Genomic DNA, 19,232 nt, shown 5'->3' with positions numbered 1-19,232 from the left:
GCGGATATTGATCGAGTCGTTCAATGGGCACCAGGCTTCACAGTGTCGTGACGGGCGATTTCGGGATAGACGGTGGCAACGTCGAGCTCTGCCGCTTGCAACGTCTTCAGCGCACTGATGGAGAGGTGATCGAGTGACGGAAGGACAACCGCGACTGCCCCGTGTTCGGCGCATTCGGCAATCAACGATTCGAGGGCGACGCGGGCTAGATCGATAACCCGCGGCACCTTGTATCCGAGCTTGGTCGCATGATCGGAGATGAGTCCTCGGTCCCACGGCTCGGAAGCACCGGATATCAAGGTGTTCAGGACGCAGAGCGCTACTGGGAGGTGCTGTTTGGTCATCGATCTTCCCGTCCATCGAGGCGCATCGCGCCTGAGTCGACCAGCGTGGCTCGGGCGCGACGCCGCACCGCACAGACGTACTGGTCGCAGTCGATATGCACTTGCATCGCCAGATGGGCTTGCGGCGTGCTCATCGGGCCGGGGTCGGTTCCGCACGACCACATTCCTCGCTCACCCCGGTGTCCGGGGCGGGTGAAGGTCGGACATCCGAACTGCTTCGCGATCGCTGCGCGCTCGATGTGGTCACGTCTGAGCTGGTCGGTGATGCTTTCCACGGTCAGGATGCCGCGTTCGCTGCTGCCGGTCCCGAACATGTCACCCCCCTCAAAGTTGGTGTATTAAAGGTGCACCCGGGTCTTCGGTGCGGTGAGTGCGTCCTCTCCCCGGGCACCTTTGAAGTCTGTTCCATCCAGGCAGGGACTAGTACCGTCTGAGGTGGTGGCAAAAGGTGGCACATCCGCACTTTCTGAGGGGAATTGATGGATCGCAACCGTCAGCTCGAAGGCTGGCTTGCCCAGACCGGCTGGAGCAACAAGGAGATCGCTCGCCAAGTAGCCAGCTATGCCACTGCGCGCGGTGAACTACAGGTCCGCCCTGATGCGTCGAGCGTGCGGCGTTGGCTCGACGGGATGCAGCCACGGCCGCCCGTCCCTGCGATCCTCGCCGACATCATCTCGACCAAGATCGGCATCCGCGTAACCACCTATGATCTCGGGCTCGGCGAGCCGACCGCAGATCGCGCGCTCACCTACCACCCGTCATGGACCGAGACCGTCGAGTCGGTCGCTGACCTAGGGAGAGCAGACGTGGACCGTCGCAACTTCTTGACCTCCGCGCCATTTGCCGTAATCGCCGCGCTCGGTCCATCACGTGACTGGTTGCTGAACACCCTCGATCAACTGCCTGTTGACCGCCAGCGGGTTCGACTGGAAGACGTCTCGGCAGTTCAGTCGATGTTCGCGCAGTTCCAACAGATGGACGTCTTCCAAGGTGGTGGCACTGGGCGTCTCATGTTGGCCGCGTACATGAACGACCATGTGTACCCGTTGCTGCGCCGCTCCCACACCGACGAGGTTCGCGGAGCGCTGTACGGGGCAGCAGCTGAACAGACGTATTTGCTCGGTTGGATGGCATTCGACAACGGTGAGCATGGCATCGCTCAGCGGTATTTGATTCAGGCGCTGCGGCTTTCGGAGGAGTCTCGAGATCCCGCCCTCGGTGCGCATGTGCTCGCCGGGATGGCCGATCAGGCAACCCTGATGGGTCACCCGACCGAAGGACGGAAACTCGCCCAGGCTGGGCGAATGGGTCTGAAGAAGGACGCCTCGCCGGCCTGCCTGGCAGATTTGTGGACGCTCGAAGCACGCGCCCTCGCAGCGCTGGGCGACACTACGGCGACGGTTAACGCAGTGGCCGAGGCTGAGCGCGCGTTCGACCGGATCGATCCCGAGTCCGAACCGGAGTGGGCGCGATTCATCGACACCGCGTACGTGTTCGGAGAGTTGGCGAACTCGTTCCGCGACATCGGTCGGCCTAGCGAAGCAGCATTCCACGCGAGCCGGTCCATCGAAGCCGCAAAGCTGCAGGGCCGTGCACGTCGCGGGGCCATGTCACATGCGGCGATGGCGGCATCTCACGTCCAGAATCGCGACCTCGAAGCGGCACATGCGGCCGGGTTGCAAACCCTGAAGCTGTCGCGACAGGTCAAGTCCTCCCGGACAACATCTGCGGTTCGTGACGTGAATCAGCGACTGCGGACGCTTGGTCCGCACCCGCTGGTCGCAGACTTCGCCGAGCGCGCCAGGGCGGTAATCGCAGCGTGATACAACAAGATTGGTGATTCTGCGTCGTTAGATTGGGATCCGTTGGGTTCACGGCAGGTTGTCCTCGCGTCAGGGAAATCGCTGGTGGTCTATCCGGAGGACTGGGATGCTGCAGTGGTGACAGAAGCGAGGTTTCCCCTCGACGGCGCGTACGCCGCCAAAGGACGCCGCTATATGCGTGAAGTCCGACGTGCGATTGAGGCTTACTGGTACGCGACCATGGAGGATCCGGAGGCCGCGGCTCTGGAGGTCCGCCGCGTCGCTTCGGCGGTCAACGTCCTCGATGAAGCCGTATTCTGCAACCAACACGGTGATGCCTACCGTAGCCATCGAGCGAGCACGCCTCTAGGGAGAGTCGTGATGGGGCTGGAGTTGATCCGCAATTGTGAGGAGCACTCGCCCGTCCTCTTCGATGGTCTGCTCGTGCCAGGAGCACACTTCGGGATTCCTATGTCGATGGGCCCTACGCGCCTGCGGGTTGTGTACGACTGGTCGAGGTACGCGGACATGCCTGATGATTACGTCAACATCGACGCGTCAGCACCTGAGCCGCAAAAGCGTGCCCGCGGCGAGGCCCAGGATGCCTATCGCAAGGAAGTTGAAGGTCGGCCGGTTGTGGACACGTTGTTTGATGCAGTGAACTTCTTCCAGCAATTGGATCCGCAGTTGGTCGTGGAAGCGCCACCTATCGTCCGCTGGGCGTTCGCGGAGTCGACTGGCTTGGAGTCCCTTGTCGAAGTCCCCGATACCGACCCCCAGATGGACCCTCCTACGCAACACTTGGTGTACCGGCCGACGGGGTTAGACCTATACGAGGTCTTTCTGTTGGACATCGCATGCCATAACTCTGACCGCCGCTCGGCGGACTGGCCTGCCTGGGACAAGACGATGAAGCGGCGAAAAGTCGGGCTCGTCCACCAGGCCAAGAACCGCAACCCACCTGGCCGTGCACGAGAGATCCGCTTCCGCCTGATTGAGGACGGCAAGGTCATTGGCTACAGCGGAATCACAGAGGAGTCTCACACGCTGGGCGAGCCGTGGGCTGAGCGGACGCGCCAAGTTTCGAACGACGTTGGCCGAGGTTACGTGTACTTCGTCCGCGTTGGCGAGACGGAAGTCCCATTGCAGCGGTCTGGCAACCAAGACGTGGAAGCCGCTCAAGACGGGCGCGACCTGCTTGCTGACTTGCCGGATGCTGGTGATCGGCCAGGGATGGACATCCCTTGGCTGAAGCTATTGGAAGAGAATCCAGACCTGTACCTGCCGACTCGTGCCCGTGCGGCATCTCCCGGGTGATCCGTGAAGGAAGAGCCGAAGGCTGCGTGGCAAGCGGAACTTGAGGCCACGGCGGGCTATGAGCATCGCGGCAAACTTCGGGACCGTGCGCTTGATTCGAGCGATCCTGCTGAATGGAACGCGTTTCGTCATTGGATGAGAACCGTAGTGTGGCCCGCTGAACTGGCTGTCTGGAAGAATGCGGGTGACTGGTACGCCAGGGAACTGGAGACGATGAGCCCGCGGCGGCGGTCCACTATGCCCCAACTCGCTGTGCGTTGCCCGGTCAAAGGCTGTTCACTCGGAACCGTTTACGAGTTCCGGATGGAGGGTGGCGCTCGACGGTTCTACTTTGTGGGCAAGACTTCAGGCGGCAAACGACAGCACGGCATTTGCAATTGGGCATTCGCTGACTCATGGGACGGGCTGGATAGATGGTGGCAAGTCGGGTGTAGACACGGCCACGTCAAGGTGTACACCAGCGAATTGATCGAGGCGGCCATGCAACCGCCAACGATGAATCCTCGGGTGGTATCGACCGAAAACGGAGGTCAAAAGGTGGTCTATGGCCACGACCTTCAGGACGAGCATTGCCCAGTTGAATATCAAATCGCCTGGCGCACTGGCATATTCATTCCTCCGCAGGACAGGTGGATGCCGCGCGGACGCCGACGGCAAGGATGGTAGGTTGTGTGCTGCAACCGAATACGCACCCGCGCCACATGAGTGTGAGTTGGACGACTGTTGTCCATGCACGTGGTCGCCTGGAGATGGGTACCAGGAACGACATCCCAGATAGGGGTTAGTTCCGTATGCCAAAAATCTCCCCCGAAGAGTCTGAACGACTCGCTCGCATCGAAGCGAGGCTCGACCTTCTGACCTCATCCAACTCCGACCACGAAGCCCGGATACGCGGCCTCGAACGGCTTCGGTGGGCTATCGCCGGGTCGGTCGGCATTGCCGCAGCTCTCACGCTCGAAGCGCTCACCCAGTTGCAAGTCATCGCCCGGTGATCCAGTAGCCGCTCGGTCCCAACGTGCAGGTTGCTTGGGACCGTCGCTCTGCGCGAGGCCACCAACTGCGCGACAACACAGAGGCTACTTCTACGCCCAGTTGCCCGTTGCGTAGTTGGTGTGCCATCCGGCGGACGCGCAAGCAAATGGTGGCGATGTACACGGCGGCGTTGTCACCGAATACAGCTATTTCACACAATGATTGGTGACTTATGTTGCAATACAACATGTTTCATCAGGCGTCACGAGTCTCCTGCAAATGTTCAATATTTGACTGATCAAAACATGATCACCTAAGAGCCTTGACCGAGTCGTATCGGCCTGGATCATGGAAGGTAGGCGTGATCCGTCGCAATGGTCACGGGTACCGGATTGACGGACCGCGCTGCACCGCCCTGTAGGTGTCAGCCGGGGACACTTGCAGCGCAACATGATCCCCCTCAGGGGTTATGACTCCGTTCGGCCGTCGCGCCCTGTCCAGCGCCTCGGTCTCGACCCCGATAGTGAGGCGATGCTGATCAACCAGACGCAAACCAATTGATTCGCGGCTGCCCCCTCGAGGCAACGAGGGGACAGCCTGAACGAAACAACTCACGCGACATATGGGCCGTTAACCCGTCGTGGAGTCCCCATTCCATTCACGCAGAGACAGGCTCCGCCATGTCCAGAGTAGTCGAAAGTTGTCCATGGTGCGCCTCCTCTCGTGTGCGATCACAAAGTGAGGTGGCCTGATGGCCGAGAAAGACACCAACGAAGTGGTGCCGGAATTCCGGCGTGACTTCCGATTCGAACCGACGTTCGCAGCCTTCTTCGGAGGCGGGCTCTTCCAGGTCGGGGCGGTGCTGCCGGATACCGAGTACTCCGGCGACCCGTTACGCCCTGGTCCACAGCGTCGCGATTCGGTGACTCATGAACTGGTGTGGAAGATTGCGGTTCTCGATCCGGGGGAACGGAATCCGCGGCGCCGGGCTTATGAGGTGCTGCTGCTGTCGAACATCGAACCGGTGCCGACGACGCCGGAGATCGCGCCAGGTATGCGGCCGATCGAGTTGACCGGATTGATGGTCACTCCTCGCGTCGGCGGTCAGGGTGAGTTCAAGTACCTGACCTGGACTGTGCGCGCGAAGGGGTATGCGCCGGGTGCGCGCACTCCGTCTGGTCCGGTCAAGCCTTCGGTCTGACCCCGATGTAGCGCGGTGCGGCCTTCCGGTCTGCGGTCCGTTGGCCGCACCGCTCTCAAAACGTATCAATCTTGTTGCGAGACAGATGGTTTCGCGCTACCTGGATGTGAGTTTTCTCATGGCTCGTTCGGATGACTTCTACAGAAATCAACAGCCGGAGTCGGTCGGTGACCAGCTCGGCTTGGACGTGATGCGCCTGCTCGAAACGACGGTCCTGCTCGGCCTGCGAGTGGCGTGGTGGTCGGTGCTGTTTCCCATGTTGTCGCTGCCGGTTGCGGCGGTTGTCGCGGTCGGCTGGTGGGTGGGTTGGCAATTCGGCGTCACCGCTGGCGTGGCGGTGGCGGTGGGCTGGATCGGGTGGGCGCGTTGGTGGCCGCACTCGTGGGAGCGGTGGGTGGCTAGTCGAGTACGGGCCCGGCATCGGGTGTGGTCGCGGTATCGACGGCGTTGGTCGCTGCTGATAGCCATGCACGGGTTGACGATCGTGCTCGATACCAAGGTGCTGACACCGAGTCTGGTCAGGGTGCGGACCGGGCCAGTCGCCGATGTCCTCGAGATCAAGATGCTCGACGGGCAGACGCGCGAGCAATGGGCGAAACAAGCCGATGCCCTGCACCACTCGTTCGCGGCCATCGGGGTGCGGGTACGGCTCGTGGAACCGGGATGGCTACGACTCGAGGTCGTGCACTCCGACACTCTCGTTGATCCGATACCTCTTCCACGAATCGAATCGAAAGCGATCGCTCTGGAGGATCTTTCGATTGGGCTGACAGAGCTCGGAGAGCTGTGGCGGGTGCGTCTGCTCGGCAATCAGCTGTTGGTGGCTGGGGCCACTGGGTCAGGTAAGGGGTCGGTGGCGTGGTCGCTGCTCGCGGCGCTGGGTCCGGCGATCCGGGAGGGCACGGTGGTGGTCTGGGTGATCGATCCGAAGGGGGGTATGGAGTTCGGGTATGCCCGTGAGTGGTTCGCTCGCTTCGCTTCCGACAGCGGAGCAGCGGCACTGGAGATTTTGGAGGACGCCGCGAAGTTGGTGCAGTCCCGCGGAGAGAAGTACCTGAACGACCGGGCGCGCAAGATCACTCCGACCGTGGATGAGCCGTTGGTGTTGCTGCTGGTGGATGAGGTGGCGAGCTTGACTGCCTACTACTCCGACCGCAAGGTCAAAGATGCGATCACCCGTTGCCTCGGGGTGATCCTTACCCAGTCTCGCGCCGTTGCGATGCCTGTCGTGGGCTGCCTGCAAGACCCTTCCAAAGAGGTCCTGGAGCTGCGCCAACTCTTTCCGTATCGGGTGGGTCTGCGGCTGCGGGAGTACACCCAGCCCGACATGGTTTTCGGCAAGGGCGGTCGGGATCGTGGTGCGTTGTGTGACGAGATACCTGAGAACATGCCTGGCGTCGGCTATGTCGAACACGAAACCTCTACGGACATCACGCGAGTCCGCGCTTACTACGTGACCGATGACGATATCGACTGGATCATGGCGACCTATCCCCCGCTGCCACGCGATTCGGCCGGTAATCCGCTGCGCGGCAATGACAGTGGTGACGGGCGGGCCGAGCTGTGAGTACTGGGCACGATGCAACGCTGGTCCTCGACCGTGGTCGCGAGGATGACGAATCGGCACTGCGGGTGCGGATGCCCTCGTTCGATGCGGTGGCGATCGCTGCGGCCGAGCAGCACGGGGTCTGTGTGCGTCCGATGGTTCTGGAACGTACCGACACTGTCAGCGGGGCAAGGGAATTGGTGCCGGTGCCATGCGGGCACACTCTCGAAGCGGTGTGTGGACCGTGTGCGCGGCAGGCCAAACGTATCCGCGCCCAGCAATGTCGGGCGGGTTGGCACCTCGACCGTGAGCCCGAGATACCCCGGGCCGCGCCGTCGTTCGACCATGTGTCGCTGATGGTGTACCGAGCTGATCTGATGGCAACGCTCGCCGAAGGGGTCGCCGATGAAGCACAAGAACTCCGGGATGAGATCGCTTGGGCGGACAAGCAGTTGGCGGTGTTGGGGACGACTGGAAAGCCACCGGATTCGCAGGAATCGGACGATGCCGGCGGTGACGATTGCGCCGAACCCAGCGCGGTAGCGGGACCTCGGGGTCGATCGACGCGTCGCCGACAAGACACGCCGGACCTTCCCCGCTTGCCGGTCGACGATCGCACGATCGGCGGTGCCAACGCTGATGGGTCCGCGCGGGCGTCGATGTTCGTCACGATCACGATGGACTCCTACGGCAAGGTGTTTCGGGAGGATTCCACGCCGCTCGATGCCGACAGCTATGACTACCGGCGCGCGGCCTGGGATGCGATTTGGTGTGCGCGCTTGTTCTCGCGGTGGATTCAGAACCTGCGCCGTGCGATTGGCTGGTCTATCCAGTACTTCGGGGTGGTCGAGCCTCAGAAGCGTGGTGCGCCGCACCTCCACATCGCGTTGCGCGGCCTGGTCGATATCGATCTGATCCGACAGGTGACCGAAGCGACCTATCACCAGGTGTGGTGGCCGCGGCCGACACAGATGATTTACGGCGGGACTCGCCTGCCAGTGTGGGACCGCGACACGGAGACGTTCGTCGATCCCGTGAGCCGGATGGCGTTGCAATCGTGGAACGAGGCCATGGAATCAACGTGGGCCACTGATGCGCAGCCCGCGCATGTCGCTCGCTTCGGGAAGAAAGTCCATGCACGCCGTCTGGTCGGCGGGTCGGACAAGTCAGAGCGCGGGATCGGGTACCTGTGCAAGTACCTCACCAAATCGGTGTCCGACATCCTTGAAGCGAAAACAGTGCGGCAGCAACGTCATTACGACCGCCTCCATGCGTCACTGAAGATGACGCCGTGCTCGGAGCGGTGCTCGGTGTGGCTGCTCTACGGCATCGTCCCCAAAGGGGCCGGGTCGCGGACTCGACCGGGGCAGTGCAAGAGCCGTGCGCATCGCCGCGAGACGCTCGGCCTGCCAGGTAATCGGGTGTTGACTTCGGAACGCTGGACCGGGAAGACGATCGGTGATCACAAGGCCGACCGGATGGAGTTCGTTCGCCGCACGCTTGCCGCCGTCGGTATCGACAAGGCGCCTCCAGATCTGACCCGGTATACGTGGGCCACGGTCACCCCGGGCACACGCCTACCGAAACGCAGCCATCTGCTTCTGAAAGCTGTTGCACAACGGCGGGAATGGCGCGCCGAGTACGACCGGGCAGCACTCGCCATCGGTTTGCCCCCACCGTACGACGGGGTAGACCCACCCGATCATCGGCAAACCATCAGCAACTCTTTGGCTGTTGACCAGCGGGGAGGCGGCCGTGTCTGCTGATCCGGCATCAACTCCACTGGTTCGCCAGTGGGTGCCTACCAAAGTCGCCGCTGCGCACATTCGCATTCATCCGGAGGTGCTGCGGCGGTGGGCTCGGCAACGGGACAAGCATCCGTGGCTTCCCCGGCCGAAGAGACTCGGAAAGGACTTCCGTTGGGATCTAGACGCTCTGGACGCTGCACTGGAGGGACTCGAGGATTGAGCATCGGCGGGTCGGTATGAGTCGCGGCCGTCCTGCCCGTCCGCTGGGCGTCGCGGGTAAGCCGATGCTCACCGAGTTGTCACCTGGGCATTGGTCCGCTCGCGTTCTGGTGCGGGACGCTTCGGGGCGACGGCGGGACCTCGCTCGCGTCTCTCCCCTCAAGCTGGACGCACGGGGACGACCGGTGCCAGACCGCACTGGGCAGCGCGCGTTGGACGCTGTGCTGGCCGCTGCGGCGGCTATCCGCGTCGATCTGGGTGGCGAGTTGTCAGCGTCGACAAAGGTTCGGCAGCTGTGGGTTCTCTACCGGAAGCACCTGGTCGAGCAGGAGCGCGCGGGCAATACGCTCGACCGCTACGACGACGCGGCAGCCATGTTCGATACGGCCTTTGGTGGGCGTGGCCTTCTGGAAGTCAAGACTTCGGCAGTTGAGGCGTTCCTGACCGAGGTTGGCCATGCCAGAGGACCTGCGACGATGCGAGTTGCGCGCAACGTCCTGTCCGGCATGTTCCGCTACGCGGTGCGCAAGGACGCGATTGCCGTCAACCCGGTGCGTGAATCACAGATGCCCAAGAACATCGCGCCGAAGGGACGTACCGGCGGCGCGGGGGATTTGAGCGTCGATGACCTGCGTTTCATCCTGGCGGCGGTGCGTACGTCAGCCCTCCCTTGCCCTCGCAAACTGTCGCGGGCGGAACGGAGCCGTGAGACTCCGGTCAAGGCGTACCGCCCGCCGACCGTCGCCGAGTACTGCGAAAGCGCCGACCTGGCCGACCTTGTCACCTTGCTGGCTGGCTCGGCACTTCGCCGTTCACAGGTGGTTGGCTTGCTGTGGTCCGACATCGATATCGACCGTCGAACGTTGCGCACTACCGGGAAGGTGCTTCGCATACCGGGGAAGGGCCTGATCCGGGAGGAGATCGAGGACGATCCGAAGAACCGTGGCGGCAAGATCGCTTTGCCACCTTTCGCGGTCGAGATGCTCAAACGTCGCAAACCGGTCCTCGCCGCGCGTCGGCTGGCGTCGCCGCCCGATCCGGGGGCAGACGCCGAGAAGTGGGATCTGGTGTTCCCATCGGCTGTGTGGACGTTGCGTGATCCCAACAACGTGGCGGCTGAGTGGCGGCGGGTTCGGGAGGCGATCGGCTTGCCCGACGACATCGTTCCGCACAGTTTCCGCCACGCGGTCGCCACCATCCTCGACGATGCTGGGCTGTCCGCCCGTGTCACCGCTGACGTGCTCGGGCATGTCGATCCGGCGATGACTCAGCGGCACTACATGGCACGTGGGCGAACTCACGAAGCGGCTGCCGACGTGCTGCACCGCGCGGTGTCTGGTGAAAGCAGTTAGTTGGGAATTAGTTGGGAAATCAGCTCAGGGCGGGCACCGGGGTTCATCCCGGATACCCGCCCTGACCTGGACTTGTGGAGCCGCCTGCGAGAATCGAACTCGCGACCTTTTCATTACGAGTGAAGCGCTCTACCGACTGAGCTAAGGCGGCGTGCCATTTCGGCGACGCGAGTCTATCGCGGGAACCGGTAGAACGCGAAAACGGGTGGTCAGGTGGTGCGGGCGGTGATGAGGGTGGCGACCATGGCGGCGATGGCGAAGCGGGGTTTCACGTTCAGGTCGAGGGCTTCGCGGCAGGCAAGGACGGCGTCGATGCTGCGGAGGAGGCCTTCGGGGCGGACGTTGGTGGCGAGGTCGGTGATCTCGCCTGCCATGTCGGGGTGGGTGAGGGTGATGGGGGTGCCGCGGCCCGCGAAGCGCATGGCAAGGGCATCACGGTACATGCCCGCGATGTCGATGAGGGCGCGGTCGAGTGCGTCGCGGCCGGTGCGGGTGGCGCGGGATTTCTGACGGCGTTCGAGGTCTTTGAGAACACCGGCCGAACCGCGGGTGGCCGAGGCGGAGCCCTTGCCGGTGCCGCCCGCGCCGAGGGCGGTGGCGAGTTCATCGCGTTCGCGGTCGTCGCGGTCGGCGCTCATCAGTTTGGCTTCGTCGTCGGCGGATTTCACCAGCTCGTCGGCGGCGGCGTAGGCGGCGCCGGGGCGTTCGGTCGCGGTGACCAGCGCGAGAGCGCGCTTGCGTCGTTGGCGGGCGTCTTCGTCGGTGGCGAGGCGGCGGGCGCGGCCGACGTGCCCGCCGCTGACCGAAGCCGCCCAGTCGGCGGTTTTCGCGTCGAGCTGATCGCTATCGCGCAGGACCTGTGCGATAGCGGTGACGGTCGGGGTCACGAGGTGCACATGCCTGCAGCGCGAGCGCAGGGTGACGGAGATGTCCTCGGGGTCGACGGTCGGCGCGCACAGCAGGAAGACGGTGCGGTCCGGTGGCTCTTCGACCACCTTGAGCAGCGCATTGGCAGCACCCTCGGTGAGGCGGTCGGCGTCTTCGACGACCACGACCTGCCAGCGACCGGTACTCGGGCGACGGGCCGCGATCTGCACGATCGCCCGCATCTCCTTGGTGCTGATGCTCAGACCCTCGGGGATGATGCGCCGCACGTCACCGTGGGTACCGGCCATCGTCGTGGTGCAGGCGTGACACTTGCCGCAGCCGACGATGCCGGGATCGGTGCACTGTAGTGCCGCCGCGAAACACAGCGCCGCGACGGACCTCCCCGAACCGGGCGGCCCGGTGAACAGCCACGAATGCGTCATCGCCCCGGTGACCACACCGGCCCGCGCCGCCTTCGCGGCAGCGGCCAGCTCGGTCTCGACCACGTCCTGGCCGACCAGTCGATCGAAGACACCTGCCACGCGCTACACCCTAGCCGCGCGGTCCGACAGGATTACCGGACGGCTGGACCCGACATCCCTGAACCCCGCTTCGAGATAACGGGTGCCGCCACCGCAAAGCGGTCAATCCTGTTCTGTCCCAGTGGATTTCGCCGGAGCCTTCTTGGCCGGAACCTTCTTGGCGGCCGTCTTCTTCGCGGTCGTCTTCTTGGCCGCGGTCTTGGTGGCCGTCTTCGTCGCGGTCGACTTCGCCGCCGTCTTCTTGGCGGGCGCCTTCTTGGCCGCCTTCTTCGCGGTCGTCTTCTTCGCCGCCTTCTTCACCGGACCACGCGCCCGGCGATCGGCAAGCAATTCGGAGGCGCGCTCGTCGGTGATCGACTCGACCTCGTCGCCCTTGCGCAGGCTGGCGTTGGTCTCGCCGTCGGTGACGTACGGGCCGAAACGGCCGTCCTTGATCACCATCGGCTTGTCCGTGGCGGAGTCGTTGCCCAGCTCACGCAGCGGTGCCGCCGCCGAGGCCTGACGTCCGCGACGCTTGGGCTCGGCGTAGAGCTTCAGCGCCTCCTCGAGGGTGACCGAAAACAGCTGATCCTCGGTCGCCAGCGAACGGGAGTCGGTGCCCTTCTTCAGATACGGGCCGTAGCGGCCGTTCTGCGCGGTGATCTCCTCGCCCGAGGTGGGATCGTTGCCGACCACCCGGGGCAGCGAGAGCAACATCAGCGCGTCGTCGAGGGTGATCTCGGCGAGGTCCATCGACTTGAACAGCGAACCGGTGCGCGGCTTGACCTCCGCGGCCTTCTTGGTCTTCTTCGCCGGCGCCGCGTCCGGGTCGGGTGCGGGCGGTTCCGGCAGTACTTCGGTGACGTACGGGCCGAAACGTCCTTCCTTGGCGACGATTTCGTTCCCCGATACCGGGTCGACGCCGAGCGAACGACCCTCCTGCGGCGTCGAGAACAGCTTCTCGGCGACCTCGGGCGTCAGCTCGTCCGGCGGCAGATCGTCGGGCAGGTTCGCCCGCTGCGAGATCCGATCACCTTCGGGGTCATCAGGATTGATGACCATCCGCTCGAGATAGGGACCGAACCGGCCGACGCGGACCACGACATCGCGGCCCTCTTCGTCGACGAACATCTTGATCGAGTTCACTTCGCGCGCGTCGATGTCGTCGAGCTGCACGGAGACCATGTTCTTGAGGCCGCCCGAACGCGCGACCGAACCCTCGGCACCGTGATCGCCACCGAAGTAGAAGCTGGACAACCAGTTTCCACGCTGCTCGCGCCCACCGGCGATCGCGTCGAGGTCGTCTTCCATCGCGGCGGTGAAGTCGAAGTCGACGAGTCGTCCGAAGTAGGCCTCGAGCAGACCGATCACCGCGAACGCCACCCAGGCCGGAGCCAGCGCGCTGCCGCGTTTGTAGACGTACCCACGATCGAGGATCGTCTTGATGATCGAGGAGTAGGTCGACGGACGGCCGATGCCGAGGTCTTCCAGCGTCTTGATCAGCGAGGCTTCGGTGTAGCGAGCGGGCGGGTTGGTGCTGTGGCCGTCGGGGGTGAGCTCGACGGCGGTGACGCTCTGGCCCTCTTCCAGTGCGGGCAAACGAGATTCGGCGTCGTCGGACTGGCCGCCCGCCTCCTCGTCCACACTCTCGACATAGGCCTTGAGGAACCCGGCGAAGGTGATGGTGCGACCCGAGGACGAGAACACGCACTCCTCGCCGGTCCCCGCGGTGCCGGTGATGCGCAGGGTCAGCGTGGTGCCGCGCGCGTCGACCATCTGCGAGGCGACCGTGCGCTGCCAGATCATCTCGTAGAGCTTGAACTCGTCGTTGTCGACCTTCGAGGCCAGCTGGCCGGGCGTCATGAACGTGTCACCCGAGGGACGGATCGCCTCGTGTGCCTCCTGCGCGTTCTTGACCTTGCGGGTGTACTGGCGCGGCGAGGGCGAGACGTACTCCGCGCCGTAGAGCTGGGTCGCCTGCGAGCGAGCCGCCGCGATGGCCGACTCCGACAGTGTCGTGGAGTCGGTACGCATGTAGGTGATGTAGCCGTTTTCGTACAGCCGCTGTGCGACCCGCATCGTGCGCTCGGAGGTGAACCGCAGCTTGCGGCCCGCTTCCTGCTGCAACGTGGAAGTCATGAACGGCGGATACGGCTTGCGCGTGTACGGCTTGGCCTCGGCCGAGCTCACCTCGAGGGCGGCACCGTCGAGCGCCTCGGCCAGCCTGCGGGCGTAGGCCTCGTCGAGCACGACGACACCGGTGGCCGACTTGAGCTGACCGTCGGAACCGAAGTCACGACCGGAGGCGACCCGGTCGCCCTGCACCTGCACAAGCCGCGCGCCGAACGTGCGCGGGTTGGTCGAATCGGACTTCTCGTCGGGACCGGCGTCGAGCTTGGCGGCGATATCCCAGTACCCGGCGGAGCGGAACGCGATGCGCTCACGCTCACGCTGCACGATCACCCGGGTGGCGACGGACTGCACGCGACCGGCGGACAGCCGCGGCATCACCTTCTTCCACAGCACCGGGGAGACTTCGTAGCCGTAGAGGCGGTCCAGGATGCGGCGGGTTTCCTGCGCGTCGACCAGGTCGTTATCGAGCTCGCGCGTGTCGGCCGCGGCGGCGAGGATGGCGGGCTCGGTGATCTCGTGGAAGACCATCCGGCGAACCGGGACCTTCGGCTTGAGTGTTTCGAGCAGGTGCCAGGCGATCGCCTCGCCCTCGCGGTCGGGGTCGGTGGCGAGGTAGAGCTCGTCGGCGTCGGCCAGCAAGCTCTTGAGCTCGGCGACCTTGGCCTTCTTATCCGGGTTCACCACATAGATCGGCTCGAAGTCGTGATCGACGTCGACACCGAGGCGCGCCCACGACTGCCCCTTGTATTTGGCAGGCACGTCGGCGGCACCGCGCGGCAAGTCGCGGATGTGGCCCACCGAGGCCTCGACGGTGTAGTTACGGCCCAGATAGGGCGCGATCTTGCGGGCCTTCGTCGGCGACTCGACGATCACGAGACGACGCAGGGGTCGGCCCTGGTCGGCTGAACTGCGGTCTCGTGTTGCCACCGGCGAACACCTTCCTTCTTGATCCGCGCGTCGGGAGGTCCGCTCGGTGCGCGGCTGGGGCTGATAGTGATGTTCGGACATCACTATCAGTGACGTTTATACCCTGCGCACTGGGGGTAGAGGCATTTGCGGCGGTTGCCGTCGCGGGCGCTGTCCTGGGCGATGCTACCCGGAAATGACTCATCCCCCTCCTCCGCATGCGGAGGAGGGGGATGAGGCGTTGTTGTGTTTCGCAGCTCAGGAGAGCGCGCGAACGCCGGTAGCCTGGGGGCCCTTGGTGCCCTGGCCGACCTCGAATTCGACCTTCTGGTTTTCCTCGAGGGTACGGAAGCCCGTGCCCTGGATCTCCGAGTAGTGGACGAAGACGTCAGCTGAGCCGTCCTCGGGCGCGATGAAGCCGAACCCCTTCTCCGCGTTGAACCACTTCACAGTTCCCTGTGCCATTCTGTTTCCTTCTCTTTCTACCGGAAACGGCGGACAACTGGGTTCGTCCACCGGGCCCGTTCCGACCGCTGTACCGTTGGTCCCCCTGCAAGGAAATCCTGAGCACGGCGTTCGCAACAACGATCCTGCTGATGGTTTGGACCTTGGATCCGTCCCTCGAACACAGAAGCTTGCGACCGAGACCCAATGAACCATGTCTCTGCGCAATTCGACAGTCGAGTTACCGACTATTTGCAAAATTCCTGATCTTGCGAATGTGCAGGTAAGGGACAGATTGGGTGTATCCGTACTTTCGGTCTGTTTGCTTCTAGATAACCGAGTGAGCTTCTAGCAAACTTGCTGTGACCCAGATCGCTACTGGGTTACGAAATCCCAGGTAGTGGTTGGCGCACACACACGTTTCACACTTCTCGTGTCGCGTGAGAGGAGGACTGGATGAATCCGACCGACCGGACCGGGGTCCGAGAGCACGAAACGAGCGAGAGCTACGGGCGATCGTTGCTGAATCGTGTCCTGGCCGAAGCGGCTGTCGGCGGCAACCCCCTGACCCATGTGGCGGAGCTGCCCGCACAGCGCGCGAGCACCACCGCATGGCCGGAATGGGTGCCATCGGAGCTGGTCACAGCCCTGGACGCGCAGGGGATCGAGCTGCCGTGGGAACACCAGACCCGCACAGCCGATCTCGCGGCGACCGGGAACCACGTGGTGGTGAGCACGGGGACCGCGTCAGGGAAATCGCTCGGATACCAGTTGCCGGTGCTCACCGCGCTGCACGAGGACCCGCGCGCCACCGCGCTGTACCTCTCCCCCACCAAGGCGCTCGGCGCCGATCAGCTGCGCGCCGTCGGCAGCCTGATCCATGACAATCCGCTGCGGGAGGCGCATCCGGCGAGCTATGACGGCGACACTCCCGCCGAGGTCAGGCAGTGGGTGCGGGCCAACGCACGCTGGATCTTCACCAATCCCGACATGCTGCACGTCGGGATTCTGCGCTCGCATCAGCGCTGGGCGCGGGTGCTGCGCAACCTGCGGTATGTGGTCGTCGACGAATGCCACGCATATAGAGGAGTGTTCGGTTCGCATGTCGCGCTGGTGCTGCGCAGGCTGCGCCGGCTCGCGCGGTTCTACGGCGCCGATCCGGTGTTCATCCTGTGCTCGGCCACCAGTGCCGATCCGGCCGCGTCGGCGAGCAGGCTGATCGGGGCGCCGGTCGTCGCCGTCACCGAGGACGGCTCGCCGCGCGGTGCCCGCACTGTCGCGCTGTGGGAACCGCCGCTGAGTGCGATGCAGACCGGGGAGAACGGGGCGCCGGTTCGACGCACCGCTACCAGCGAGGCGGCCAAGATCATGGCGGCCCTGGTCACCGAGGGCGCCAGGACGCTCACCTTCGTTCGCTCGCGGCGCGGCGCTGAACTGATCGCACTGGATGCCCGGCGCGTCCTCGCTGAAACCGCCCCCGAACTGCAGGAACGGGTTGCCGCCTATCGGGCGGGATATCTGGCAGAAGACCGGCGCGAGCTCGAGCAGTCGCTGTCGCAGGGGACATTGCTCGGCGCGGCCAGTACCAACGCCCTCGAACTCGGCGTCGACATCGCGGGCCTTGATGCCGTGGTCATCGCCGGTTTTCCCGGGACGGTCGCCTCGTTCTGGCAGCAGGCTGGGCGGGCGGGCAGGCGGTTGCAGGGTTCGCTGGTGGTGCTCGTGGCTACCGACGACCCGCTCGACACCTACCTGGTGCATCACCCGGAAGCGCTGCTCGACCGGCCGATCGAGGCCACCATCACCGACCCCTACAACCCCTATATCCTCGGCCCCCAACTGCTGTGCGCCGCGATGGAACTGCCGCTCACCGAGATCGAGGTGAGCGAGCTCATGGCCGATGCAGTACTTGCCGACCTGGCCGAACAGGGCTTGATCCGGCGCAGGCCGAGCACCCGTGCCGCAGGTCCTCGATGGCATGTCACTGCGCACACCCACCCGCACGACGACGTGGATGTGCGCGGTGGGCTCGGCTCGCCGGTCGCGATCGTCGACGCCGAAACCGGACGCCTGCTCGGCACCGCCGACGCGGGCCGGGCCCCGGCCACCCTGCACACCGGGGCTGTCCATCTGCACCAGGGCGAGACCTATCTCGTCGACGAACTCGACCTCGAAGGTGGTGTCGCGTTCGTCAACGAGGTGGATCCCGGCTTCACCACCAGCTCCCGGCAGATCACCTCGATCACCGTCGAAGGGGTGATCGAGGAGCGCGTGCTCGGCGCGGTCACCGCGGCATCCGCGCAGGTCGCGGTCACCAACCAGGTTGTCGGCTACCTGCGAACGCTGGTGACCGGTGAGGTGCTCGACCAGGTGGAGCTCGATCTGCCCGCGCACACGCTCCACACCAAGGCTGTCCTATATACCGTCACGCCTCGCCTGCTCGCCGCCGCCGACATCGCCGACGAACAGCTGCCCGGCGCATTGCACGCGGCCGAGCATGCGGCCATCGGCATGTTGCCCCTCGTCGCGGGCTGCGACCGGTGGGACATCGGCGGCGTCTCCATCGCCGAGCATCCCGATACAGGTGCGCCGACGGTGTTCGTCTACGACGGGCAGCCCGGCGGCGCCGGCTTCGCCGAACGTGGATTCGCCCAGCTCACAGACTGGTTGGCCGCCACATTGAGCGTGATCCGCAGCTGTGCGTGCCAGGACGGATGTCCCTCGTGTGTGCAGTCGCCCAAGTGCGGCAACGGCAACAACCCCCTGGACAAGGACGCCGCCGGACGCTTGCTGGCCGCCGTTCTCCGCGAGCTTCGGGCCCATGCTGACCAGCCCGCGGAGTCGTGATGTCCGTGTGCACGCCACGTGACCGCCGATACACCTCACTCAAAGAATGCTGGTCACTCGTCCGAATTAGCGTTGACCAGCGGCGATATGTCCACGGGCACTCGATGTCCGATTAAAAAGGACCACTTTTCTATTAACTGGCCCATAGCCAACTGGAACCGCCGGTACCGCCACACCAATACTTTTCATTTTTTTCTGGGCGAGATCAAAGAATGCGCAAACGGGCTTGGCACTGAATTCCGAATTGGTTCGGCGCGGAACAACCACCGACCAGTGATAACACTTCCGCGTCACGCATTCTCTTCTACCGGACCCGCCCGTGCCGAAGCCCGTACAGTGCGCACGCCGAACACTCCCGCCGACACATTCGCCTCGACATCGACAACAACATCCCACTGCGCGACCACGCATCGCCGCACCCGAACCCCCATCCGCCGAGCGATCTCCCCGGCCTCCCCACATCCCGACTCCGCGCCCTGCGCCAACACCCCCGCCGCGGCCAACGCCCCCAGATCAGCGGCCCCCTGCGCCTGATGCCGAGCCACCACCACCCCACCCACTTGCCCCACCAGCAACGTCAGACAGATCAACCCAGCCAACGCCACACACACGAACACCGTCGCCCCGCCCTCATCCCCAGCCAGCCCACGCCACGCCGACCTGTCGCACCTTGCCGTCACGGTCGCACTCCCGGCTCGGTGACGGCTACGGCTTCGGCGCGAAGGCGCAGGCCAGGGAGCAGTGGGGTGTTCGCGGCGACAGTGGCTACGACTCGATCTCCTTCGGTGCGAAGCTCGACGGTCGCGCCCGGCGGGGCGACGGTCTTGCCCGCGGTGATCGCCCGCGCAGTGTCACCGCGGGCGGCCAACCGGGCGGTCTCGCGAGCCGCGTCGGTGCAGCGGACCTGGGTGGATCCGGCGAGGAGGGCGCCGACGCACAGGGCCACGGCGCACACCAAGGCCGCGAGGGCGATGGCGGCCTCGACCGTCACCGCGCCCGCATCGGCACCGAGA

Annotated in this window: 15 protein-coding genes and 1 tRNA gene; 8 read left to right on the top strand and 8 right to left on the bottom strand. The window is 64.6% G+C overall.

Going from position 1 to position 19,232, the window contains the following annotated elements:
• Positions 1–20: 20 nt before the first annotated feature.
• On the bottom strand, positions 21–344 hold the full coding sequence (locus ACFWO8_RS23940; protein WP_378962051.1) for a hypothetical protein: 324 nt from the start codon (positions 342–344) through the stop codon (positions 21–23).
• Positions 341–658, bottom strand: a complete 318-nt coding sequence (locus tag ACFWO8_RS23935; RefSeq protein ID WP_378962045.1) for a hypothetical protein — start codon at positions 656–658, stop codon at positions 341–343. Before ACFWO8_RS23935 ends, ACFWO8_RS23940 begins: the two co-directional genes overlap by 4 nt.
• A 165-nt stretch (positions 659–823) precedes the next feature.
• Between ACFWO8_RS23935 and ACFWO8_RS23930 the strand changes: the two genes are divergently transcribed.
• From ACFWO8_RS23930 to xerC, 7 genes are all read left to right on the top strand, one after another.
• Positions 824–2,167, top strand: coding sequence for a hypothetical protein (locus tag ACFWO8_RS23930; protein ID WP_378962037.1), 1,344 nt, complete (start codon positions 824–826; stop codon positions 2,165–2,167).
• 84 nt (positions 2,168–2,251) lie between these two features.
• On the top strand, positions 2,252–3,463 hold the full coding sequence (locus tag ACFWO8_RS23925) for a hypothetical protein (protein ID WP_378962029.1): 1,212 nt from the start codon (positions 2,252–2,254) through the stop codon (positions 3,461–3,463).
• A 3-nt stretch (positions 3,464–3,466) separates the two neighbouring features.
• Positions 3,467–4,129: a hypothetical protein gene (locus ACFWO8_RS23920; RefSeq protein WP_378962025.1), complete on the top strand. Its 663-nt coding sequence runs from the start codon at positions 3,467–3,469 to the stop codon at positions 4,127–4,129.
• 1,057 nt (positions 4,130–5,186) lie between these two features.
• Positions 5,187–5,636 (top strand): hypothetical protein, encoded by a 450-nt coding sequence (locus ACFWO8_RS23915; RefSeq protein ID WP_378962018.1) that lies wholly within the window; start codon positions 5,187–5,189, stop codon positions 5,634–5,636.
• 40 nt (positions 5,637–5,676) lie between these two features.
• Positions 5,677–7,203 (top strand): cell division protein FtsK, encoded by a 1,527-nt coding sequence (locus ACFWO8_RS23910; RefSeq protein ID WP_378962013.1) that lies wholly within the window; start codon positions 5,677–5,679, stop codon positions 7,201–7,203.
• A 71-nt stretch (positions 7,204–7,274) separates the two neighbouring features.
• Entirely contained in the window at positions 7,275–8,948 is a 1,674-nt protein-coding gene (locus ACFWO8_RS23905) for a replication initiator (RefSeq protein ID WP_378962008.1), read from the top strand.
• A gap of 266 nt (positions 8,949–9,214) precedes the next feature.
• A complete protein-coding gene (xerC, locus tag ACFWO8_RS23900; RefSeq protein ID WP_378961997.1) occupies positions 9,215–10,501 on the top strand; it encodes a tyrosine recombinase XerC in 1,287 nt (428 codons plus the stop codon).
• 75 nt (positions 10,502–10,576) lie between these two features.
• On the opposite strand, the gene ACFWO8_RS23895 is transcribed toward xerC, so the two are convergent.
• From ACFWO8_RS23895 to ACFWO8_RS23880, 4 genes are all read right to left on the bottom strand, one after another.
• A tRNA-Thr gene (locus ACFWO8_RS23895) sits at positions 10,577–10,652 on the bottom strand.
• 58 nt (positions 10,653–10,710) lie between these two features.
• A complete protein-coding gene (locus ACFWO8_RS23890) occupies positions 10,711–11,910 on the bottom strand; it encodes a DNA polymerase III subunit delta' (RefSeq protein ID WP_378961980.1) in 1,200 nt (399 codons plus the stop codon).
• Positions 11,911–12,012: 102 nt separating this feature from the next.
• Positions 12,013–14,949 carry a type I DNA topoisomerase gene (topA, locus tag ACFWO8_RS23885; RefSeq protein ID WP_378961974.1) on the bottom strand — a complete coding sequence of 979 codons (2,937 nt, stop codon included), beginning with the start codon at positions 14,947–14,949 and terminating at the stop codon, positions 12,013–12,015.
• Between the two features lie 237 nt (positions 14,950–15,186).
• Positions 15,187–15,393, bottom strand: coding sequence for a cold-shock protein (locus ACFWO8_RS23880; RefSeq protein ID WP_019044597.1), 207 nt, complete (start codon positions 15,391–15,393; stop codon positions 15,187–15,189).
• A gap of 435 nt (positions 15,394–15,828) precedes the next feature.
• Between ACFWO8_RS23880 and ACFWO8_RS23875 the strand changes: the two genes are divergently transcribed.
• Positions 15,829–18,219 (top strand): DEAD/DEAH box helicase, encoded by a 2,391-nt coding sequence (locus ACFWO8_RS23875; protein WP_378961952.1) that lies wholly within the window; start codon positions 15,829–15,831, stop codon positions 18,217–18,219.
• Between the two features lie 290 nt (positions 18,220–18,509).
• Here ACFWO8_RS23875 and ACFWO8_RS23870 read toward each other — a convergent pair whose 3' ends face one another.
• Both ACFWO8_RS23870 and ACFWO8_RS23865 read right to left on the bottom strand, forming a co-directional pair.
• Positions 18,510–18,899 (bottom strand): Rv3654c family TadE-like protein, encoded by a 390-nt coding sequence (locus ACFWO8_RS23870; protein WP_378961943.1) that lies wholly within the window; start codon positions 18,897–18,899, stop codon positions 18,510–18,512.
• On the bottom strand, positions 18,896–19,210 hold the full coding sequence (locus tag ACFWO8_RS23865; RefSeq protein ID WP_378961931.1) for a TadE family type IV pilus minor pilin: 315 nt from the start codon (positions 19,208–19,210) through the stop codon (positions 18,896–18,898). The genes ACFWO8_RS23870 and ACFWO8_RS23865 overlap by 4 nt, the downstream gene beginning before the upstream one ends.
• Positions 19,211–19,232 lie beyond the last annotated feature (22 nt).

Origin of the sequence: Nocardia sp. NPDC058480, assembly GCF_042720495.1 — a bacterium.
In the GTDB taxonomy this organism is placed as follows: domain Bacteria; phylum Actinomycetota; class Actinomycetes; order Mycobacteriales; family Mycobacteriaceae; genus Nocardia.
Note: the sequence above shows the minus strand (reverse complement) of the source record. Positions and strands in the feature narration are given on the sequence as shown.